This is a genomic window from Segatella copri (assembly GCF_015074785.1).
GTDB lineage: Bacteria > Bacteroidota > Bacteroidia > Bacteroidales > Bacteroidaceae > Prevotella.
In genome coordinates this window covers 2,491,184-2,513,371 of sequence record NZ_CP042464.1, presented here as the reverse complement: position 1 = coordinate 2,513,371, position 22,188 = coordinate 2,491,184, and the positions used below count along the sequence as shown (strand labels likewise).

General features: G+C 42.4%; 16 protein-coding genes. 6 read left to right on the top strand and 10 right to left on the bottom strand.

What is annotated here, in order from left to right; genetic code table 11:
* The first annotated feature begins 8 nt into the window (after positions 1 to 8).
* Genes susD (FO447_RS10615) through FO447_RS10605 form a run of 3 tightly spaced genes read left to right on the top strand, consistent with a single transcriptional unit; the run spans position 9 to position 4,331 of the window.
* Positions 9 to 1,688 carry a starch-binding outer membrane lipoprotein SusD gene (gene susD / locus FO447_RS10615; protein ID WP_117729612.1) on the top strand — a complete coding sequence of 560 codons (1,680 nt, stop codon included), beginning with the start codon at positions 9 to 11 and terminating at the stop codon, positions 1,686 to 1,688.
* A gap of 38 nt (positions 1,689 to 1,726) precedes the next feature.
* On the top strand, positions 1,727 to 2,914 hold the full coding sequence (locus FO447_RS10610; protein ID WP_117729613.1) for a SusF/SusE family outer membrane protein: 1,188 nt from the start codon (positions 1,727 to 1,729) through the stop codon (positions 2,912 to 2,914).
* Positions 2,915 to 2,930: 16 nt separating this feature from the next.
* Positions 2,931 to 4,331: an Outer membrane protein SusF domain-containing protein gene (locus tag FO447_RS10605; protein ID WP_200756265.1), complete on the top strand. Its 1,401-nt coding sequence runs from the start codon at positions 2,931 to 2,933 to the stop codon at positions 4,329 to 4,331.
* A gap of 28 nt (positions 4,332 to 4,359) precedes the next feature.
* On the opposite strand, the gene FO447_RS10600 is transcribed toward FO447_RS10605, so the two are convergent.
* Together FO447_RS10600 and FO447_RS10595 are read right to left on the bottom strand one after the other, a co-directional pair.
* On the bottom strand, positions 4,360 to 4,641 hold the full coding sequence (locus tag FO447_RS10600; RefSeq protein WP_234698986.1) for a hypothetical protein: 282 nt from the start codon (positions 4,639 to 4,641) through the stop codon (positions 4,360 to 4,362).
* Positions 4,642 to 4,842: 201 nt separating this feature from the next.
* Complete coding sequence (locus FO447_RS10595; protein ID WP_118139234.1) at positions 4,843 to 5,985, bottom strand: ISAs1 family transposase; 1,143 nt, start codon at positions 5,983 to 5,985, stop codon at positions 4,843 to 4,845.
* 582 nt (positions 5,986 to 6,567) lie between these two features.
* On the opposite strand from FO447_RS10595, the gene FO447_RS10590 reads away from it, so the two are divergent.
* From FO447_RS10590 to FO447_RS10580, 3 genes are all read left to right on the top strand, one after another.
* On the top strand, positions 6,568 to 8,061 hold the full coding sequence (locus tag FO447_RS10590) for an RNA-binding domain-containing protein (RefSeq protein WP_200756263.1): 1,494 nt from the start codon (positions 6,568 to 6,570) through the stop codon (positions 8,059 to 8,061).
* A 250-nt stretch (positions 8,062 to 8,311) separates the two neighbouring features.
* On the top strand, positions 8,312 to 8,518 hold the full coding sequence (locus tag FO447_RS10585) for a hypothetical protein (RefSeq protein WP_200756261.1): 207 nt from the start codon (positions 8,312 to 8,314) through the stop codon (positions 8,516 to 8,518).
* Between the two features lie 44 nt (positions 8,519 to 8,562).
* On the top strand, positions 8,563 to 8,943 hold the full coding sequence (locus FO447_RS10580) for an Rpn family recombination-promoting nuclease/putative transposase (protein ID WP_262893215.1): 381 nt from the start codon (positions 8,563 to 8,565) through the stop codon (positions 8,941 to 8,943).
* Positions 8,944 to 9,199: 256 nt separating this feature from the next.
* Here FO447_RS10580 and FO447_RS10575 read toward each other — a convergent pair whose 3' ends face one another.
* The 8 genes from FO447_RS10575 to FO447_RS10540 all read right to left on the bottom strand — a co-directional run bounded on the left by FO447_RS10575 (position 9,200) and on the right by FO447_RS10540 (position 21,976).
* Complete coding sequence (locus FO447_RS10575; RefSeq protein WP_118139234.1) at positions 9,200 to 10,342, bottom strand: ISAs1 family transposase; 1,143 nt, start codon at positions 10,340 to 10,342, stop codon at positions 9,200 to 9,202.
* 363 nt (positions 10,343 to 10,705) lie between these two features.
* On the bottom strand, positions 10,706 to 11,845 hold the full coding sequence (locus FO447_RS10570) for an AAA family ATPase (RefSeq protein WP_200756257.1): 1,140 nt from the start codon (positions 11,843 to 11,845) through the stop codon (positions 10,706 to 10,708).
* A gap of 337 nt (positions 11,846 to 12,182) precedes the next feature.
* Positions 12,183 to 13,298, bottom strand: a complete 1,116-nt coding sequence (locus tag FO447_RS10565; RefSeq protein ID WP_200756255.1) for a PDDEXK nuclease domain-containing protein — start codon at positions 13,296 to 13,298, stop codon at positions 12,183 to 12,185.
* A gap of 223 nt (positions 13,299 to 13,521) precedes the next feature.
* A complete protein-coding gene (locus FO447_RS10560; RefSeq protein ID WP_200756254.1) occupies positions 13,522 to 14,391 on the bottom strand; it encodes an Rpn family recombination-promoting nuclease/putative transposase in 870 nt (289 codons plus the stop codon).
* A gap of 188 nt (positions 14,392 to 14,579) precedes the next feature.
* A complete protein-coding gene (locus FO447_RS16105; protein WP_234698985.1) occupies positions 14,580 to 15,980 on the bottom strand; it encodes an Outer membrane protein SusF domain-containing protein in 1,401 nt (466 codons plus the stop codon).
* Between the two features lie 16 nt (positions 15,981 to 15,996).
* Positions 15,997 to 17,190, bottom strand: coding sequence for a SusF/SusE family outer membrane protein (locus tag FO447_RS10550; protein WP_117695723.1), 1,194 nt, complete (start codon positions 17,188 to 17,190; stop codon positions 15,997 to 15,999).
* 38 nt (positions 17,191 to 17,228) lie between these two features.
* Complete coding sequence (gene susD / locus FO447_RS10545; RefSeq protein ID WP_200756253.1) at positions 17,229 to 18,908, bottom strand: starch-binding outer membrane lipoprotein SusD; 1,680 nt, start codon at positions 18,906 to 18,908, stop codon at positions 17,229 to 17,231.
* Between the two features lie 20 nt (positions 18,909 to 18,928).
* The gene (locus FO447_RS10540; RefSeq protein WP_200758558.1) at positions 18,929 to 21,976 is read right to left on the bottom strand and encodes a SusC/RagA family TonB-linked outer membrane protein; all 3,048 of its coding nucleotides are present in this window, start codon (positions 21,974 to 21,976) and stop codon (positions 18,929 to 18,931) included.
* Positions 21,977 to 22,188: the final 212 nt, after the last annotated feature.

Sequence of the window (22,188 nt, the reverse complement as noted above, 5' to 3'; positions counted from 1 at the left end):
AGACTATTATGAAAAAAATATTGATTAAGACTGCAATGGCAGGTATGTTGTGCATGGGCTTTGTCTCTTGCGCAGACGAACTGAACATCAAGTCTGTTGACCCACATAATTACCCAACATACACAGTAGAGGGGCTCTTGGCTAAGCAGTATGCTACTCTTGGTCTTACAGGTCAGAAAGGTCCTGCAGGTATAGCAGACTTAAGTGGCGATGAAGGTGAAAGCGGATTTATCCGTACAGTTTTCAACTTACAAGAGTTGATGACAGACGAAACTCTGTGGGCATATCAGGACAATGAAGCCATTGCTCCTATTACCCACATGAACTGGACCAAGGATAATGCTCGTGTTAACTGGACATACCAGCGTCTGATTTTCAACATCACCTTGTACAACCAGTTTATTACAGAGCTGACTGGCAAACTGGAAGAAGACAAAGTTGCAGAGGTTCGCTTCCTCCGTGCCTTGAACTACTATTATTTCCTTGACCTTTATCGCAAGGCTCCTTTCAAGGAAACCTTCGACGATTCTCTCCCTGTAGAGAAGTCAGGAGTAGATCTCTATAACTGGCTGGATAAAGAGTTGGAAACTATCGAGCCATTGATGGCTGAGGTTGGTGCTTATAACAATTCTGAGAATTTCGGACGTGCTGACCGTGGTGCAGCTTATGCGCTCCATGCTCGCCTGGCTCTTAACTCTGCCGTTTATACCAATGGTCAGGTGAAGGATTACCAGAAGGCTATCGATTATTGCGACAAGATTATCGATAGCAATAAATATGATCTTTGCCGTGAAGCAAAGAATGGCTACAGCGGTTACCAGCAGTTGTTCATGGGCGATAATGACAAAAACCCAGAAGCAATGAAGGAAATCATCTTCCCTATCCGTCAGGATGGTGTTAAGACTCGTGCTTATGCAGGTACTTCTTACCTTGTAAATGCTACCAGCATAGCAGGCATGCCTTACGTAAGTACAAGTGATGCTTGGAAATGTCTGTTTGCACGTGTAGACTTGGTAAAGAAGTTCTTCCCTAACGAGGAGGATATTCCAAAGGCTGAGAAAGAAGATCTCATAAATAATCCTACCAAAGAGCAGGTTATTGCTAAGGATAACGAGAAGCATATCAGCACTGCAGATGTTATCGCAAAGGCTAAAGACGATCGTGCCCTGTTCTATATGGGTATAGGTGGCTGCGATGGCAAAGTACGTACACTGACACCAGGCGATGCTATTACAGGTCCTCTGAATGGTGCATCAATCGTTAAGTGGAGCAACTTCCACGCAGATGGTGAACCTCAGCACCACCAGAACTATTCAGATACCGACTTCCCAATGTTCCGCTTGGCAGAAATCTATCTGACCCGTGCTGAAGCTAAGTACCGCCTCAATGGTAGCCAGGACGGTTTGGCAGACATCCAGGAGGTTCAGGGTCGTGCCCATCGTACAGCATTGGCAACAGGTGTAGATGATCAGACTCTTATCGACGAATGGTGTCGTGAGTTCTACTTGGAAGGTCGTCGCCGTTCAGACTTGGTTCGCTTTGGATTGTTCACAGGTTCTAAGTATCTCTGGAATTTCAAGGGCGGAGTATCTAACGGATCTGGTATTGAGTCATACTACGACATCTATCCTATCCCAGGCAATGAGACAAAGAATAACCCTAACATGACGCAGAATCCAAAATACTAATTGTTAGGAAACCAGATTTAAAATAAAAGAAATCAATTATGAAAAAGATATATAAATTCATGTTGCTGCCAGCAATGGTTCTTCCTTTGCTCTTTACATCATGCGATGATGATAGAGACAGCAACCCAACATTGGACTTGAGTCATGTTGATGAGGAATTTGTGTTGAACACTCCTGCACTTGCAGAAAAAAATACTTACGACCTCGTCAGTGCAAAAACTCTGAACTTGACATGTTCTCAGCCAAACTATGGTGGAGCACCTTACGGAGTAGAATACTATGTACAGGTCTCTATCGATCCAGAATTCAAGAACGACTCAACTGTTACTCATACCCAGTTGAAGACATTCTACAAAAGAGCAAATATGGATGTCGACGCATCTGAAGTAAACAGTGCTGTGGTTGCACTTTTCCAGGATGCCCATCCTGACACAAGCGTTCCTGAGGAAATGCCTGTCTACATCCGTCTTCGTGCGGTTATTGGTGGTACTACAAACCCTAATTATGGTCAGACATTCTCAAATGTAATTACTTTGCCTTCTGTCAAGGCAACCTACAAGGCTCCTGACGCTGAGTTCACAGATAACCTCTACTTGATAGGAAGTTCTATCCAGGAAGGCTGGAAGAGTTGGAAACCTATTCCTGAGGTACAAGGTGTACCTGGACAATACTATGGAATTGTCTACCTGCCAGCAGGTGGTGAATTCAAGTGGGGTACAAAGAACAATGACTACCGTGGTTTCAACCGTATTACAATCGTTGATGAAGCCGAAGCAGGTGTCACTGAAGGTGATAACCAAAACATCAAGGTAGCTAACCCAGGCTGGTACACCCTCTATTTCAAGGGTAAGATTACAGAAGATAAGAAGAACATTGACTGGACAATGACTGTTTACAAGACTCAGGTTTGCCTGATTGGTGCTTGTATGGGTCAAGAAACCTGGGGCTTTGCAGACAACGTTGCTCTGACACCTCCAGCCGACCAGAATGGCGAATGGGTTTCTCCTGCATTCACTGCCAGCGCAGAGCTTCGTGTATCTGTCAAGGTGGGTGATATTGACTGGTATCGTACAGAGTTCACCATTTATAAAGGTAACATCTTCTGGCGAAATAAAGATATGCCAAACAACTGGGCAGAGACCTTTGGCGCTGATTACAGTGTATCAACCGCCGCAGGTAAGAAGTTGTATGTCAACTTCGATACTAATAAAGCAGAAGTTAAATAATTAAGACCAAAGCAAAATGAAAAAAACATTATTATATAGCTTAGCAGTCTTGGCAAGTGTTACACTTGCCAGCTGCAACGGCGACTACGACGATTGGGCAAACCCACAGGCCAATGAGCAGGAAGCCTCAGCTGCAAAATACGGAATCACCTTTGCAGCGGGTCCTGAAGCAGAGAGTAGTATGCCAGACGCAGATGGAGTCATCAATCTCGTCACTGTCAATACAACAGATGCAAATGTAACCGGCTACACGCTTAAAAGTCTGAAAGTGAATGGTGAAGCCATCAATGGTGAAATCGATGGCAACAACATTCAGGTAAACGCAGCAGAATTAGAGAAGATTCTTTGCAATCAGAATAATTCACGCGCCAGCGTTGCACGTGATATGAAAGTTGAGTCAAAGGTATCTGTCAACTTGGCATCAGGCGATGCCGTTGCCATTAATTCTGTAGGTGAAACTACAGGTAAGTTTACTCCAACTGCAACACCTCAACTCGATGAGAAGGGATACTATATGCTCGGTCAGATAAACGGAAATGAGTGGGATGCAAAATCTCCTGTCTGGATGAACAAGATTAGCGATGGAGTATATCAGTTGAAGGTTACAACTACTGCAGACAAGAACTGGTTTAAGTTCTATGCAGGCAGCAAGTACGATGAAGGCGGTGACTGGAAAATCATCGACACCGGTGCTCTAGGATGCAAAGAGAATGGTTGCGAAGATAGTTCTGGCTATATCTATTTTTATGGCGATAGCTGGGGTAAATTACAGACCATGGTTATTCCAGGAGCTGGTACATGGATTGTAACACTCGACATGAACAATCTGACATACTCTTTTGCTAAGCCTGTGCTCTATATGGCAGGCGATGCTAATGGATGGGATCAGATTGACTACCTCTCAGGTGAGGATGGTGTTAACTACACTGGTTTCATGTATCTGAACCAGAATGGTTTCAAGTTCTGTTCTCAGCAAAACTGGGATGGTACTAACTATGGTGGTGCATTCTTCGGTCAGGAAAGTGACAACATCATCATGGACGAAACAGAAGGTTACTATAAGGTAGATGTTGATTTGTCTACAAAGAAGTACACTCTGACTCCTATCACCACTATTGGTATCATTGGTGACGCAACAGTCAATGGTTGGAGCGGCGACGACATTGATATGAAATATGTTCCTTACAACAAAGAAACTAAGGAAGGTCGCTATTGGGAAGTCAAAGACATCACTTTGAAAACTGGTGTAATCAAGTTCCGCGCTAACGATGATTGGGCCATCAACTGGGGTGGAGAGTTAGATAACCTCACTTCAAAGGGTAATCCTGCAAACATCGCTGTAGAAGAAGGCAAATACGACATCAAGCTTTATCCTTGGGCTGATGGCTATGCAAAGTGTGAAATGACTAAGAAGTAAGCATTTGCTTCATCAAATAAACTAGATATCAATAGGCGGCTCTCAATTCCGAGAGTCGCCTATTTTTTTCTTTCTCTCCATCCTTTTCAAGTATTTTTTCCCTAAAACTTTGGAAGTTACGGATAGTTACGGCATCACAGAACCCTTTAGATTCAATCAAAGGGTTCTCTTTATAATCAGCTTTAACTGATTCATCAAGATAGATGCGAATAAGGGATGCCTCTTCTTCTACACGTACTACTTCAAAATTTGAAAGTATCTCTGATGGCAGAATTAATTGTGCCAACGCTAATTGTCCTTGATTTTTCATGACACAAAGGTATAAAATTTTCAGGAAAAATAAAGTCCATAACAACAGACAATGGGATGGATTTTTGCACTTGCTTGTTGAATTCGCGCTCTTGGTCTTCTATGAAAGATGATGCATATATATAATAATGTGATAACTTGTATCTTTTGGTGCAAAATATTTAATGCGTCTGCCCTGTGGAATATACCCAGGGCAAACGCATTAAATTGCGCTGCCCTCCAAAAGTTTTGACAGGTACTCTTCATCCCAGCCTGCCTTCAATCTTTTCAGGTTGAGACTTCCCTTGGTCGTCTTGTCATTTTTCAAGATGGAGAGGACCATTTTGCTTATGGTAGAGAAGTTCCTCGCTGCATTTTTGACTTTCTTACTTTCGTCTTCTCTGAAAGTAATGTCCAATTGCCAATGCAAGTTGTTTTCTATGGACCAATGTTGCCTAATGGCGCTTGCTATCTTTTCGGGGTCTTCATTACTTAAGGAAGTTATATAGTATCTTGTTTCCTCAGATGTTTCACCAGATGTCGCAACAGATCTTCTTGAGGTAATCCCGACAACAGACCTTAACCCAACAAACCTGTTCTTAAACATTCTCTGCATTATGTCCCCATAGCTTACAACAATGCAGGTTCTTTCTTCCTGACGACCATGTCCCTCATTAAAGGAATAATGTTTTGTCACTACATTACAATTGCCTCTATACTCATGCTCGTAAATCATGTCCTTAGCAAATTCGTAACTTTTCTTCTGATTTTCCTTCAAGGCGATAATATAGTCCCCCTTGCCTTCTATGATTTTCTCTGTTATAGAAGTTTGGCATCCCATAGCATCTATTGTCACAATGGCATTTGACACGTCTATAGCACTAAGCAACTTGGGAACGACCGTGATTTCATTTGTTTTTTCACCGACTTTCTCTTGCCCAAGTGATATGCTGTTGTCTGCTGACCAAGCAGATACGATCCATGTGCGGAAGTCAGCTTGACCAATAGTGTGCTCGGCATCACACTTGCTTGATCCACGCATAAGCTTGCCATCAATGGCAACAACACCTTTGACTTCCCCTACAATTTCTCTAACCCAGTTTCTGAAGATCTCTTCAAATCCTTTTGGATCAAAGATAGAAAAGAAACGATTGAAGGTGTCATGGCTTGGAATAGTCTCCAACCCCTGCAAACGCTTTTTGAAGAAGTCTAACTTACTTTTTCCAAACTCTGCAATTTCGTTCCAAGATTGAGCTCCTGCAATTACCGCAGCGATTGTAATGTAAATGATATGTTCCATTTTATGGACAGTTCGACCCGCAACTCGTGGGTCGGCTATTTGTTTAGATAACTTAATAATGCTCATTTTGTACCTTTTATTTGTTAATTATTTCTTTACAAAGGTACAAAAAATATTTCATATATACAAATATATAATGTTAATATTCAGTAAGTTACAACTGCACAACGCAGATGTTAACGAATAAAATATTTAATGCGTCTGCCCTGGGAATATACCTTCTCAGACATTGCCACTAGGCTCAGCAGCTCTGCCGAGCCTAGTCAGCAGGTCTGCTGACTGCAGTCAGCACCTCTGCTGAGCCTAGTGACAACACCTTTTAGTCGTACAACTATAACCTCTTTAGTCGTACAACTATACACCCTTTAGTCGTACAACCGTAGCTTTATAGTCGTACAACTATAACCCTTTTAGTTGTACAACCGTAATATAATGATAAGCGGCTCCGCAAAACGTCAATCGTAAGAAAGGCTTCCCAAGTTCTTCCTGTTTAGACTTACTAACATTTATGCCTAAACACAGGTTTATGCAGGTGCCCCGAAAAGAAACACTTATTTTTTCATCATCATCATCCCCACATTTTCCCTAAAAAACTTGGAAGTTACGAGAAAAAAACGTATCTTTGCCACCAACTAACAAAGACAAGGCATGACAGAAACAGAAATTAAGCAAATGCTTGCCCAAGGCGAACGACTTACCCTGGAATGCAAAAAAGCAAAGACGGAGCTCCCAAAATCTGTTTGGGAGTCATATTCCGCTTTTGCCAACACTATTGGTGGCTATATATTATTAGGTATAGACGAAAATAGAAAAGAAACGGATGTTGCCAAACGTTTTACTATCATCGGAGTTGACAATATCCCTAAGCTTATCTCTGATTTATGGAACACCATCAATAGTAACAAAGTAAATAGAAACATTTTGCTTGACTCAGATGTAGAGGTACATACAATAGACGGGAAATCTATTATATGTATCCACGTGCCACAAGCAGATTGGCGAATGAAGCCTGTCTTCTTAAATGAAAATCCTTACAAAGGTTCCTTCAAACGCAACCATGAAGGTGATTACCATTGCACAGAAATGGAAGTAAGAGCCATGATTCGTGATGCTAACGAAGATGGCAATGACGGAGGATTACTAGATGGTTTTACTCTGGATGACATTGATACAAATACACTCCATGGTTACCGTAATCAATTCAGAATACTAAATGCCGACCATGAATGGAACGATAAGGACGATAAAGAATTCTTGCGACTTTTAGGTGGATATACTAAGAATAGACAAACAGGAAAAGAAGGACTGACGGTAGCAGGACTAATGATGTTTGGAACAGGGGTAGCCATAAGGGAGCGATTTGGAAATTTTCGCATGGACTATCTCGACATGAGCCATCTAGAAGGTGAGGAAAGATATAGAGACAGACTAACTTACGATGGGCGTTGGGAGAACAACTTGTATCAATTCTTTAGAATTGTTATGCCTAAGTTGACATTCGACTTACCTCACCCTTTTCATATGGTAGGTTATCAGCGTGTAGATGACACACCACAAATGAAAGCTGTAAGAGAAGGATTTACCAACTCGATTATTCACTCTGACCTATTCTTGGATAGTGGTATCTTAAGGATAGAAAAGCATGATGACTGCCTATGCTTACGGAATCCAGGAAATTTGAAACTTCCGATAGAAAACATCTATGAAGGTGGGGTTTCAAAAGCACGCAACCCAAGAATACAGAATATGCTCCGTATGATAGGATATGGTGAGAATATAGGTTCTGGATTTCCAAAAATTATCTCTGCTTGGCAAAAGGCAGGTTGGGGTAAGCCTGAATTAATAGATAAATACGAGTTACAAGAGGTAGAACTACGATTACCTATTCCTAATGAAACTGGTGGTCAAACTGGTGGTCAAACTGGTGGTCAAACTGGTGGTCAAACAGGATTACCAAAAACAATTGAAAAGGTTTTTGAATTAATAAAAGACAATCCGTATATAACAAGACAAGAGCTCGTGGACAAACTAGCTATCAAGGCAAGTGCAATACAAAAACATATAGAAAAGCTAAAGGCTCAAAAAAGAATAGAGCGTGTTGGTTCTTCTACATTTGGAGGCCATTGGAAAATCAAAGAATAAATAATCCTTCGTTTCATCATCGAAACAACAATATTCAATAGGCGACTCTCCTCCATTCCGGGAGTCGCCTATTTTCTTTTTCTCCTCCCCCTTTTCAAGTATTTTTCACTTAAACATTTGGATATTAAAGAGAAAAGTCGTATCTTTGCATAAGAAAAGCTGCACTCGGCAAATTGAAAGCAAGCTTTCTTTGCGCTCGTTTGCATTTTCTTTGCGGTAGCATTAAAAATAACATTAAAAGGAAAGCAATATGAATGTAGCTATAAATAATATAAAAACAACTATAACTGTTCCGCAAGTTGACTTCAACTTATTAAAGGAACTGGCAAAGAAGTTTGGCTGGGTTATTCAAACCGAAAAGAAAAGTGGAATTGAAGAAGCCCTAGAAGATGTTAAAGCTGGCAGAGTATATCATGCAAAAGATGCTCACGACTTAATCAAACAGTGCTTAGAATGAAATACTCTATTACAAACATTGTATTATAATTAATCTAACTGCCATTGTTCGACAAGCACACGGAGGCAGAGTGTATGGATATATTTGATTGTTGGATTTATATAGTGAAGAATATGAACATGTTTGAACAGATGCCATTCAGCGAGAAGTATCCAGTCTTCCGCAAGTTGGCAGAAATAGGCGACCTCCGCAAGCTCTCCCGAGAGGAACTAGAGCTGTATGACGAGGACATCAAGAATATGCGTGATATATATGCCACCAGAAAGTTTGATGAAAAGAGAGGGATGGAAATAGGTATGGCGAAAGGTATGGAAAAAGAAAAGCTAGCCACAGCTCGCCGCCTTCTGTCAATGGGCCTTTCTGATGAGCAAGTATCAACAGCCACCGAACTCCCACTGGAGGAAATTCAGAAAATGAAGGAATAAGAAGAGATTACTAGGCGGTTCTCGAACATATCGGGAGCCGCCTTTTTTGTATGCCTTTACGTTATGCAAATCGTATTAAGCCTTCTGCACGTTTTCAAGATTTTTATGATTATATTCTTTAACAGACAATGGGATGGATTTTTGCACTTGCTTGTTGAATTCGCATTCTTTGTCTTCTATGAAAGATGATGCATATATATATAATAATGTGATAACTTGTATCTTTTGGTGTAAAATATTAGGCAGGGCAAACGCATTAAATTGCGCTGCCCTCCAAAAGTTTTGACAGGTACTCTTCATCCCAGCCTGCCTTCAATCTTTTCAGGTTGAGACTTCCCTTGGTCGTCTTGTCATTTTTCAAGATGGAGAGGACCATTTTGCTTATGGTAGAGAAGTTCCTCGCTGCATTTTTGACTTTCTTACTTTCGTCTTCTCTGAAAGTAATGTCCAATTGCCAATGCAAGTTGTTTTCTATGGACCAATGTTGCCTAATGGCGCTTGCTATCTTTTCGGGGTCTTCATTACTTAAGGAAGTTATATAGTATCTTGTTTCCTCAGATGTTTCACCAGATGTCGCAACAGATCTTCTTGAGGTAATCCCGACAACAGACCTTAACCCAACAAACCTGTTCTTAAACATTCTCTGCATTATGTCCCCATAGCTTACAACAATGCAGGTTCTTTCTTCCTGACGACCATGTCCCTCATTAAAGGAATAATGTTTTGTCACTACATTACAATTGCCTCTATACTCATGCTCGTAAATCATGTCCTTAGCAAATTCGTAACTTTTCTTCTGATTTTCCTTCAAGGCGATAATATAGTCCCCCTTGCCTTCTATGATTTTCTCTGTTATAGAAGTTTGGCATCCCATAGCATCTATTGTCACAATGGCATTTGACACGTCTATAGCACTAAGCAACTTGGGAACGACCGTGATTTCATTTGTTTTTTCACCGACTTTCTCTTGCCCAAGTGATATGCTGTTGTCTGCTGACCAAGCAGATACGATCCATGTGCGGAAGTCAGCTTGACCAATAGTGTGCTCGGCATCACACTTGCTTGATCCACGCATAAGCTTGCCATCAATGGCAACAACACCTTTGACTTCCCCTACAATTTCTCTAACCCAGTTTCTGAAGATCTCTTCAAATCCTTTTGGATCAAAGATAGAAAAGAAACGATTGAAGGTGTCATGGCTTGGAATAGTCTCCAACCCCTGCAAACGCTTTTTGAAGAAGTCTAACTTACTTTTTCCAAACTCTGCAATTTCGTTCCAAGATTGAGCTCCTGCAATTACCGCAGCGATTGTAATGTAAATGATATGTTCCATTTTATGGACAGTTCGACCCGCAACTCGTGGGTCGGCTATTTGTTTAGATAACTTAATAATGCTCATTTTGTACCTTTTATTTGTTAATTATTTCTTTACAAAGGTACAAAAAATATTTCATATATACAAATATATAATGTTAATATTCAGTAAGTTACAACTGCACAACGCAGATGTTAACGAATAAAATATTTAATGCGTCTGCCCTGAAATATTAGGTTTATTTATACTTTGATATATGTCATGTGATTATACGACATTTGTCATCCGGCCGTACGACAAGTGTCGTATAAACGCATGACAAATGTCACGCAATTGCAAGAAAGGCTTCCTTGCATCGTTATAATTGATTCCTTGCATCGTATAAGTTGCGGCATTGTTATCATCCATCTCACCATAGCCAAGCATCGGGACGTAATTTTCATTTCCTCAGTTGGCTATGATTCCTCCTCTCACCAGCCATTTCGCAAAGAAGCGGTCGCTAACCAGATAGCCAGTAGGAGTCTTGCTTACCAGCTGCTTATCTACCAATGCCTTTAATGCTGTTTTCACGCTGCTCGTAGCTGGAAGATGGTGGGTGCTGATAAACTGCTGGCTCAACGGCGAAGATACCAAATGCTCACGAGCTATCGCCCCCAAAAGCATCTGCTGGTTCTCGGTTAGCCAGGCACAATAGTTCTGATAAGTCATCGCCTGCTCCTCAATCAGTTCCAGAATCACCTCATCTACCAGAGACTTCGTAATCTCGGAAGAAGCATGCTCGTAGATGCCATGCAATATCGACTGCACATACCAGGTTACACGATCAGACTGCTGATAAATATAAGAAAAGGTAGATTCATCTATCGACCTGTGCTGAGATGCCAACAAGCGATTGGCAAACTCCCGATACACCTGCTCCCCGATGCAAGGCAAAGACAACACCAGCGAACTCTGGAAGAAAGGACGGTTTGCCGACAGAAACATCTCCTGCATCATGTGCAGCTGACTGCCCGAAAACACGAAATATACATTCGGCAAGAACTGGATATAAGAACGGATCATCGCCTCAACCCCATCTTCCGGATAACTTAATATCTGCTGAAACTCATCAATGGCAATGTAGCATCGCTTTCCCGATTGCTTTAAATACTCAAAGATTCGCTTCAAACTCTCCTTCCCTTCACTCGGTTTCAAGTCTAAAGAAAAAGAAGGAATGCCTGTCAATTCATCTATCGTCAGAGTAGGACGCCAGCTGCTGAAGAATTCCTGTACCTTCCGAAGGGCTGATTGGGAAACAGTATCCAGCTTTCCGATGATTTCAGAAGCCATCAGTTGCACCATCTGTTCCAGATTCTTGGTGGCAAAGATGTCGAGATAGAAACACTTCACTTCCGCATATTGCTCCTCCATCTGATGGAATACATGATGAATTAATCCCGTCTTACCCATACGGCGTGGGGCAACCAACGTGATGTTACGTTCATTATGCAGCGAAGAAATCATTTTCTCCGTCTCTTTCTGGCGGTCGCAGAAATACTCTGCGCCCTTATAGCCATATACCACAAAAGGATTGTTCAATCTTGCCATATCTTGTTATCATTCATTATACAAACGTTCATTGCGCTTTTTACGCAACGCAAATTACGCAATAAAAAACGAGACCGCCAAATGTTTTCTAGTTTTTTAATAATAATTATCTACTAAAGCTGAATGTTATGGAGGTGGTCACAATTGCAACAAGGTATGGGGATATCTGCATTGAGGATGTCGTGAAAAATTCCTCCCGAGGGCACTCCTTTGCCATAGCGAGGGCACAAAGGTGCCGTCGTGAGGAACAAAACTCTGGTACGAGGTAGTAAAAATAGAAGGGGTGGAGATAAAAAATAGGCGGCTCCCGATATGTTCGAGAGCCGCCTATTGGATGTTATTCTTGATTCCATTCGTTGAGTCCCTTTTCGATTTCTTCAATGGAAGGAAGGTTGCTGCGAAAATCTTTCGGCAGAGCTTGACCTAATTCATAGTCGGATACACCAATTGGCTTCTGTATATCACGAAGTGCATATTCTGCTTTTATTCTGTCTTTGGTCTTGCAGAGAAGCAGGCCGATAGTCTTGTTGTCGCCTTCTCTGCAAAGCGTGTCATCTATGGCAGAGCAATAGAAGTTTAGTTTGCCGATATATTCTGGCATAAACTCAGTAGCTTTCAGTTCTATCACCATATATCTATGCATGAATGTATTATACATCAGCATGTCGATATAATAGTCATCGCCTGAGACCTCAATGTGATATTGTCTTCCCATAAAAGCAAAGCCTGCCCCCATTTCTACGAGGAATTTCTCTATGTGCTTGATAAGACCGATTTCTATGTCTCGCTCATCATATTGCTCAGTAAAGGTAAGCATGTCGAAGATGTAAGGGTCTTTTAGTAAAGACTGTACTTCTTGGGCTTCCTTTGCAGGGAGGGTTGTGGCAAAGTTATTAGCCAATGCTCCATGCTTGCCATAATAGTCCAGCTTGATGGTTTCTGTCAAGTATTCTTTAGACCAATGACTAGTTATGCATTGTATCATATACCAATATCGAGCTTTTATATCTTTTACTCGTTGGATAAGGATGATGTTGTGAGTCCAAGATAAATGCTTGATAGGTAGTTCTTTATTACTACCTTCCAATTGCGCAACCGATGGTTGCGCAATTGCATAATTATGCATTTTTACCCAAGTTAGCTCCTTGTTATACTCCTGGTAAAACTGCATCATGCACTGCATGTTTCTTACGGAGAATCCTTTCCTTTCAGGATACTCATTCTTAAGATCTACAGCTAGGCGCTGTAGAGTCTTCTTGCCCCAACCATCAGTCTCTTGGCTTTTGGTAAGCATTTCACCGATGTCCCAATTCATGCGTAGCAGCTCCTCGTTGGCTGCGTACATGGCTTTCTGTTGGGCAAAAGAAATGCGTTGCTTTATCTGCTTCAGCAATACAGGATACTTTTGAAAGTTACCTATGCTCAATTCTCCTTGCTTATGCTCTTGTTCCATGTTTTCTAAGTTTAAGAATGTTTCGTCTGCAAATATACGACTTTATTTTGAAACTCGCAAGGATTTGAGGGAGGAATCTTATTCTTTGACTTGTGGTAAAGGTACCCATGATGGCAATAGTTGTAGATATAGCTGTTTGATATGATAGCGTGGCACAATGTGGCAGTAGAAAATAAAAATAGGCGGCTCCCGATATGTTCGAGAACCGCCTAGTAATCTCTTCTTATTCCTTCATTTTCTGGATTTCCTCCAGTGGGAGTTCGGTGGCTGTTGATACTTGCTCATCAGAAAGGCCCATTGACAGAAGGCGGCGAGCTGTGGCTAGCTTTTCTTTTTCCATACCTTTCGTCATACCTTTCGCCATACCTTTTTCCATCCCTCTCTTCTCATCAAACTTTCTGGTGGCATATATATCACGCATATTCTTGATGTCCTCGTCATACAGCTCTAGTTCCTCGCGGGAAAGCTTGCGGAGGTCGCCTATCTCTGCCAATTTGCGGAAGACTGGATACTTCTCGCTGAATGGCATCTGTTCAAACATGTTCATATTCTTCACTATATAAATCCAACAATCAAATATATCCATACACTCTGCCTCCGTATGCTTGTCGAACAATGGCAGTTGGAGGTACACAATACGCATCCTGTCGGACACTCGCTGGCGTGTCTGCAAGTCGGTAAGCACCAGATCGGTGCGAAACTCCTTTAATATCGGACTTTGCGATACAAAGTCCATGAAACATACCGTATAGACTGGAGCCAAGTGGTAGTCCCAGATTCCACGGATGCCTTGCTGCACAATGGCACGTGCCGTGTAATACAATGCCCTGTCGGCAAAGTATTCCTGCTCTTTCTTCTGCATCTCTACGATGACATGCTTGCCTTCGTTTGTGATGCAATAGACATCGAAGACCACACCGCGGTCATCGGGGCGCAAGCCAAGTTTTTCGGTCTTGGCAAACGTCACGTCCTTGATTACCAACTCGTCTTCAAACAGTCCGTTGAGGAATGTGATCAGACATTCTTTCGTGTCCTCGCTTCCAAAGATTCGCTTGAAAGCCCAATCGACACGTGGGTCTATAAATCTTGCCATCTGCTTACGCTTTATAAGGTCGTGGACGCAATATTGCTATTCGTTGGCAAAGATACGACTTTTCCTCGTAACTTCCAAGGTTTTAGGGAAAAAATACTTGAAAAGGATGAGGAGAAAGAAAAAAAATAGGCGACTCTCGGAATTGAGAGCCGCCTATTAATTTTAAGTTTATTTGATGAAGCAAATGCTTACTTCTTTGTCATCACACATTTAGCAAAGCCTTCAGCCCAAGCATAAAGCTTGATGTTGTAAGTACCTGCTTCTACAGTGATGTTTCCACCATTCTTTGTTGTGAGGTTATCTAACTCTCCACCCCAACTGATGGCCCAATCGTCGTTGGCGCGGAACTTGATTTCACCAGCACTCAATGTGATGTTCTTAACTTCCCAGTAGCCATTAACTTCCTTGGTATCTTTATTGTAAGGAACGTAAGTCATATCTACGTCTGACTCCCAACCATTAGGTGATGCGCTACCAATGATTCCAATAGATGTAATAGGAGTCAGAGTGTAAGTTTTCTCAGATAAGTCAACATCTACCTGATAGTAACCTGCAGGTTCTGTAATAGTGATGTTGGCTGCATCTGGAGCTGTATTGAAGTCTGCGCCATAGTTGGTGCCCTTCCACTCTGGCTGAGTACAGAACTTGAAACCATTCTGGTTCAGGTACATGTAACCAGTGAATTTTACACCATCTTCACCTGCGAGATAGTCATTTGTTGCCCAGCCATTAGCATCGCCTGCCATATAGAGGATAGGCTTGCCTACAGAGTAAGACAGGTTGTTCATGTCGAGAGTTACAATCCATGTACCAGTACCTACGATAACCATTGACTGTGGAGTACCCCAGCTGTCGCCAGTATAATAGATTGTACCAGAAGCATCTTCGCTACCGTCTTTCTCGCAACCCAAGACACCTGTGTTGATAACATCCCAGTTGCCGGTTTCATCCCACTTGCTACCTTCGTAGAACTTAAAATAGTTCTTATCTTTCTCTGTGGTGACCTTGAGCTGGTAAACACCATCAGACACTTTGTTCATCCATACAGGTTCTTTTGGCTTCCATCCATTGCCATTAACTTCACCGAGCATGTAGTAACCTTTCTCATCAATAGCAGGAGTTGGGGATGGCTTAAGTTTGGCTGTAGTCGTACCTACGGTATTGATGGCAACGGCATCACCTGATGCCAAGTTGGCAGAAACCTTTGACTCAACGTTGATGTCACGAGCAACGCTTGCGCGTGATTTGTTCTGGCTGCAGAGAATCTTCTCCAATTCTGTTGCGTCTACCTGAATGCTGTTACCGTTGATTTCGCCTTTAATGGCTTCGCCATTTACTTTCAAGTCTTTGAGTGTGAAACCTGTAACATCTGCATCTGATGAATTGACTGTGACGAGATTGATAATACCGTCATCGTCTGGCAAGCTACTTTCAGCTTCAGTACCTGCTGCGAAAGTAATTCCGTATTTGGCAGCTGAGGCCTCCTGTGGATTGGTCTGAGGATTAGCCCAATCATCGTAGTCGCCGTTGCAGCTGGCAAGTGTAACACTTGCCAAGACTGCTAAGCTATATAATAATGTTTTTTTCATTGTGCTTTGGTCTTAATTATTTAACTTCTGCTGTGTAATTATCAAAGTCGATATACAACTTCTGTCCAACTTGGGTAGTTACAGAGTAATCTGCGCCCTCAGTCTCAGCCCAGCTGTTTACGATATCATATCTACGCCAGAAGACGTTGCCCTTGTAAAGAGTGAACTCTGTACGATACCAATCTAATTTGCCTACCTTGACAGCTGCGCGAAGCTCTGCGCTGGCAGTGAATGCTGGAGAAACCCATTTGCCATTCTTATCTGCTGGAGCTGTCAGAGCATAAGCGTCATCAAATGCCCAAGTACCAGACATCTCGACACTACCACCTAAGATGTAAACCTTTGTTGGGTAAACAGTCAGTGTCCAGTCAATATTCTTCTTGTCTTCTGTAATCTTACCCTTGAAGTGAAGAGTGTACCAACCTGCGTTTGCTACCTTGATTCTATGCTCTTCACCTTCTGAGATACCGGCGTTGGCCTCATCGTTGATTTCCTTGATACGGTTGTAACCGCGGTCGTCATTGTTCTCGGTACCCCACTTGAACTCACCACCAGCTGGCAAGTAGATTATACCATAGTAGTTACCTTCCAAACCAAAGACCTTAGGAATTGGTTTCCAACTCTTCCATGGATCCTGAATAGAACTACCAATCAAGTAGAGGTTGTCAGTGAATTTAGCATCAGGAGCCTCATAAGTAGCCTTCACAGAACGCAAGGTGATGGTATTTGAGAATGTCTCGCCCAAACTTGTATCAGTAGCGTCTCCAATCACAGCACGCAAGCGAATGTAAACAGGCATTTCTGCAGGAACACTTGTATCTGGATTTGCAGCCTGGAAGAGAGCTACTATAGCGTTGTTTATTTCAGTTGCATTAACTTGCATATCGGCAGTTCTATAGAATGTCGCTAACTCTGTGTGAGTTGCAGTACCATCGCTGACGAATGCTGGATCGATAGATACCTGTACGTAATATCTCATAGAGTAAGGTACTCCACCATAGTTTGGCTGAGAACATGTCAATCTTAAACTTTTTGCACTGATGAGATCGTAAGTATTGTTTTCTGCTACGGCAGGAGTGTTCAATACAAATCCATCTGCAACATGACTCAAGTCCAATGTAGGGTTGCTGTCTCTGTCATCATCGCATGATGTAAAGAGCAAAGGGAGTACCAATGCTGGCAACAGCATGAATTTGAATATCTTTTTCATAATTCTTTCTTTTTTAATTTAATCTGTTAACCTAACAATTAGTATTTTGGGTTCTGTGTCATGTTAGGGTTGTTCTTAGTCTCATTACCTGGGATAGGGTAGATATCGAAATGCGATTCAATACCTGCACCATTAGGTACACCACCCTTGAAACTCCAGAGATACGCTGAACCACTGAACAAGCCAAAACGAACCAAGTCTGAACGACGGCGGCCTTCCAAATAGAACTCACGGCACCATTCGTCAATAAGGGTCTGATTATCTACTGATGTAGCTTCTGTCCCACGGTGAGCACGGTCCTGAACTAACTTGATGTCAGCCAAACCTTCCTGACTGCCGTTGAGACGGAACTTAGCTTCTGCTCGGGTCAGATAGATTTCTGCCAGGCGGAACAATGGGATGTCGGTGTCTGAAAAGTTCTGGTCATGCTGTGCTGTACCATCTGCGTGGAAATTGCTCCACTTTACGATAGCCGCACCGTTCAGAGGGTCTGTGATAGCATCACCTGGATTGAGTGTACGAACTTTTCCACTTTCGCAGCCACCTACACCCATGTATAACAAAGCTCGGTCGTCTTTTGCCTGTGCTATAACATCGTCTGTGCCGATGCCTTTCTCATTATCTTTTGCGATAATCTGATCCTTTGTTGCATTAGGTAAAACATCATCTGTAGTTGCCATAGGAATTTTCCCGTCAGGGAAGAACTTCTTAACCAAGTCTTCGCGTGCAAAGATACATTTCCAAGGGTCAGCGGTACTTGCTGATGGCATGCCAGCTTTTGTGCAGGCTGCTACGAGATAAGTAGAACCGCCATACTGGCGAGTCTTCAAACCATCCTGACGAACAGCAAAGATGATTTCCTTCATAGCCTCTGGATTGCAATCATTGTCGCCCATGAACAACTGCTGGTAACCGCTGTAGCCATTCTTTGCTTCGCGAGAAAGGTCATATTTGCCGCTATTGATAATCTTGTCGCAATAATCGATAGCCTTCTGGTAGTCCTTAACCTGACCATCTGTATAAACAGCTGAGTTAAGTGCCAAACGAGCATGGAGGGCATAAGCTGCACCACGGTCGGCACGTCCGAAATTCTCACTGTTATTATAAGCACCCACCTCTGCCATCATAGGCTCGATGGTAGTCAACTCGTTGTCAAGCCACTCGTAGAGATCCTTGCCGCTTTTCTCAATAGGGAGATTGCTGTCGAAGGTTTCCTTGAAAGGAGCCTTGCGATACAGGTCGAGGAAATAATAGTAGTTCAGTGCACGGAGGAAGCGGACTTCTGCAATCTTATCTTCGCTCATCTTACCTGTCTGCTCGGAAATAAACTGGTTGTACAGGGTGATGTCGAAAATTAATCGCTGGTATGCCCAGTTTACTCGTGCATTACTCTTATCCCAGTTCATGTTGGTAATAGCGGCAATACCTTCATTGTCTTGCCATGCCCACAAAATTTCGTCTGTCATTAATTCTTGCAAGTTGAAGACGGTACGGATAAATCCGCTCTCACCCTCGTCTCCACTCAAGTCTGCTGAACCAGCAGGACCTTTCTGACCTGTAAGACCGAGGGTTGCATACTGTTTAGCCAAGAGGCCCTCCGCAGTATATGTTGGGGAAGACTGTGGATCAATGGACTTGATATTCAGTTCGTCTGCGCATGAGACAAAGCCCATGCACAACATACTTGCCATTGCAGTCGTTATAAATAGTTTTTTCATAATTGTCTCCTTTTTTATTTTTAGATGTTAAGATTCAAACCAAGCTGGAAGCTTATTGGACGTGGGTAAGGATTACTGTCGATACCACTGCTTACCTCAGGGTCAATACCCTTATACTTGGAAATGATGAATGGGTTCTGAACTGTGAAGAAAATTCGACCACTGCAAATCTTCTCAGCACCAGCCTTAATCAATGCAGGGAAGCTATATCCCAATGTCATGTTTGTACACTTCAAGTAAGAAGCATTGCGTACGAAGTAGTCACTGGTGTTGGTTGCTTTTGAGGTTTTACCCCAGAAACCAAGATCAACAGCTTCTGCTGTAGTATTTCTGAAGATGTTGTCTTTATTGAGGTCGGCTAAAACTGCCTTCTCGTTCAAGAAATCGTAGTAAACATAGTTGCCGATAGAGGCATGGAATGCTGCACTGAAGTCCCAGTTCTTATAGATGAACTTGGTGGTGAGACCCATGATTACGTCAGGAGCTGGGCTCTTGTAGCAATAGCGGTCGTCATCATCGATTGTACCATTTCCGTCGCGGTCAACATACAGACCCTCGATAGGTTTGCCGTTTTCATCATAAACCTGCTGGAAAACATAGAATGATTTGATAGGCTGGCCTACCTTGTTTACCTGAATCTTGGTGTTGTTACCTCGAGATACTTTATCTCCAGTCCATACCCAGTCTTGCAAACCTGCATCCAATTGTGTGATTTCGTTGTGGTTCCATCCTACGTTGTAGGTTACATCCCATATGAAGTCCTTTGTAACAATAGGCTTGACATCGAATGCCAATTCAACACCATAGTTTTCCAAATAACCAATATTCTTCAGAAGCTGGTCGCCAAAGTTAGTACCACCGGCGATGGCAATTGTTGACAGAAGGTCGGTAGTCTTACGATAGTAACCATCCACATTCATACCGAAACGACCATTGAGAGCGGTGAAGTCTAAACCAGCATTGTAGGTTGTTGTCTTTTCCCAAGTCAATTCAGGATTGTATGCTGATGGACGCATGGTTATATAATATTTGTCACCAAATGGATACTGTGCATAAGTATCGCTGACTGTATATACAGGAGTATAGTAGAAGTCTGGAATACCATTCTGCTGACCAGTCATACCCCAACCCAAGCGGAGCTTCAACTCATCAAGCCATTTTGCGTCCTTCAAGAAAGGTTCGTTGTTAATCTTCCAAGCAAAGGCTGCAGCAGGGAAGTAACCCCACTTCTTGCCTTTTTTGAAACGAGAAGAACCATCGGCACGGAATGTTGCTGTAAGCAAATAGCGATCTAACAAGTTGTAATTAAAACGTCCGAAGTAAGACACCAATGAGTTGTGAGCCTTCCACATGGTGTTCTTCTGATACGTTGGACTATATATATAGTTCATTTTACCATCTGCTTCAACGAACTGAGGATTGTTGTCTCTCAAGTACTCATCAATACCACTTCCGTAGTTATAGCCTGTTCTGTGGTAGTGGCTCTGCTCTGCACCTGCCATGATGTCGATATCATGAACACCGAACTTGTGTGCATATTCAGCAAAAGCTTTTCCTTCGATGCTATATTTGTATTGATGGTCAGTGCCATAATATCCAAAATAGTTGTTAGAGAAGGAATACTTGGAAATGTCTTCATTCTGCTTACCATCTGTATACTGGGCACCGATGGCAGCATGCAAATGCAAGTCTTCGAAGCCATGAATCTTGTAGTCTACCTCAAGGTTTCCTGAAATATCATTAGACTTTGCTATACACTTGTAGTTGTCGAGAACTGCAACTGGGTTCTGTGTAACTTGAGAGGCAGCCATCTTCTTCCAATCAGGATCGCTAATCTGGTCGCTCTTGTTCTGCAAGTACTGGAAATATCCACCAACGTATTTGTAGTCTTCACCATTTCCATATACAGGCTGTGTAGGATCCATTGACAATGCATTACCGATAGCATCACCAACTTTTGCATAGCGGTCCTTCTCGAACATATACTTTGCTGTGAAGTTGAAGTTCAAGTGCTTATCGAGGAAAGAAGGAGCAACATTGACAGATGTATTGAAACGCTTCATCCATGTTGTCTTGACAATACCATTGTTGTCTTCGAAACCTAAGCTGACGCGATAAGGCATATTCTTCAGACCACCCTGAATACTAATGTTGTGATTAGTAGAAACAGAGGTGCGGAAAATCTCATTCTGCCAGTCTGTATCGTAACTGCCTAATGTGCTTGTGTCGATACCAAGAGAGGTAAGAGCCTGCTTGTACTCGCTGGCATTCATCACATCATATTTCTTCTGGATGGTTGACAGTGTTACGTTGCCATTATAAGTAACAGAAGGCTTCTGACCAGAACGTCCCTTCTTGGTTGTAATGATGATGACACCATTAGAAGCACGGGAACCGTAAATTGCTGTAGCAGAAGCATCTTTCAATACAGTGAAGCTCTCGATATCGTTAGGGTTAATCATGGCTAAGACGTTACTCATACCCTTGTTGGTATTGTTGTCAATAGCCAAACCATCGATTACGTAGAGAGGGTCATTAGAAGCACTCAGAGAAGCACCACCACGGATACGAATCTGTGCACCGGTACCAGGCTGACCGCCACCAGTCTGTACATCTACACCGGCAATCTTACCTACCAACATATCAGAGGCACTGCTTGTGATACCCTTTGACATCTCATCTGGCTTGATAGCTGTAACAGAACCAGTCAAGTCGTTCTTCTTAGCGCGACCATAACCAATGACAACGACCTCGTTCAAAGACTTCTGGTCGTCAACCAAGGTAATCATCATGTTAGATGTTGCTTTGATTGTTTTTGGAGTCATTCCCAGATAAGTGAAAGTAAGATTAGCACCTGGCGCTGCATCAACTGAGAAGTTACCATCCATGTCGGTAATGCCCACTGCCTTACCGTTAACTGTAATGGTAGCACCCATGATAGGCTCACCAGAAGCATCCTTCACATGTCCCTTAATTGCATTACTCTGCGCAAAGGAACTCACCGTCAGAAGCAGACCGCTTGCTAGGGTCAACGCTCTGAGAGGCAATTTAATTTTTACCTGCTTCATCATTTGCTTGATTTTTAAGTTAATGTATTATATTAAATTATTTACTTTTTCGTTCTTTTCGGCTTAAGTTGTCATCGTTCCTACTCTAAAATACCGCTCTGGCTCTTTTCGGGGTCTTTCTGGCATCTTGCTTATATTATATAAGGTAGGAATGGGGCGTTTGCCCATAAACTTGTCGTTTCTGTGTGCAAAATTAAGTTCTTTTCTCTTAT

Excerpts from the sequence above, each read along its gene's own strand:
- FO447_RS10590 (WP_200756263.1), top strand. The coding sequence starts at position 6,568 with ATGACAGAAACAGAAATTAAGCAAATGCTTGCCCAAGGCGAACGACTT.
- FO447_RS10600 (WP_234698986.1), bottom strand. The coding sequence starts at position 4,641 with ATGAAAAATCAAGGACAATTAGCGTTGGCACAATTAATTCTGCCATCA.
- FO447_RS16105 (WP_234698985.1), bottom strand. The coding sequence starts at position 15,980 with ATGAAAAAAACATTATTATATAGCTTAGCAGTCTTGGCAAGTGTTACA.
- FO447_RS10565 (WP_200756255.1), bottom strand. The coding sequence starts at position 13,298 with ATGGAACAAGAGCATAAGCAAGGAGAATTGAGCATAGGTAACTTTCAA.
- FO447_RS10575 (WP_118139234.1), bottom strand. The coding sequence starts at position 10,342 with ATGAGCATTATTAAGTTATCTAAACAAATAGCCGACCCACGAGTTGCG.
- FO447_RS10610 (WP_117729613.1), top strand. The coding sequence starts at position 1,727 with ATGAAAAAGATATATAAATTCATGTTGCTGCCAGCAATGGTTCTTCCT.
- FO447_RS10570 (WP_200756257.1), bottom strand. The coding sequence starts at position 11,845 with ATGGCAAGATTGAACAATCCTTTTGTGGTATATGGCTATAAGGGCGCA.
- susD (WP_200756253.1), bottom strand. The coding sequence starts at position 18,908 with ATGAAAAAACTATTTATAACGACTGCAATGGCAAGTATGTTGTGCATG.
- FO447_RS10550 (WP_117695723.1), bottom strand. The coding sequence starts at position 17,190 with ATGAAAAAGATATTCAAATTCATGCTGTTGCCAGCATTGGTACTCCCT.
- FO447_RS10540 (WP_200758558.1), bottom strand. The coding sequence starts at position 21,976 with ATGAAGCAGGTAAAAATTAAATTGCCTCTCAGAGCGTTGACCCTAGCA.
- FO447_RS10595 (WP_118139234.1), bottom strand. The coding sequence starts at position 5,985 with ATGAGCATTATTAAGTTATCTAAACAAATAGCCGACCCACGAGTTGCG.
- FO447_RS10605 (WP_200756265.1), top strand. The coding sequence starts at position 2,931 with ATGAAAAAAACATTATTATATAGCTTAGCAGTCTTGGCAAGTGTTACA.
- susD (WP_117729612.1), top strand. The coding sequence starts at position 9 with ATGAAAAAAATATTGATTAAGACTGCAATGGCAGGTATGTTGTGCATG.
- FO447_RS10585 (WP_200756261.1), top strand. The coding sequence starts at position 8,312 with ATGAATGTAGCTATAAATAATATAAAAACAACTATAACTGTTCCGCAA.
- FO447_RS10560 (WP_200756254.1), bottom strand. The coding sequence starts at position 14,391 with ATGGCAAGATTTATAGACCCACGTGTCGATTGGGCTTTCAAGCGAATC.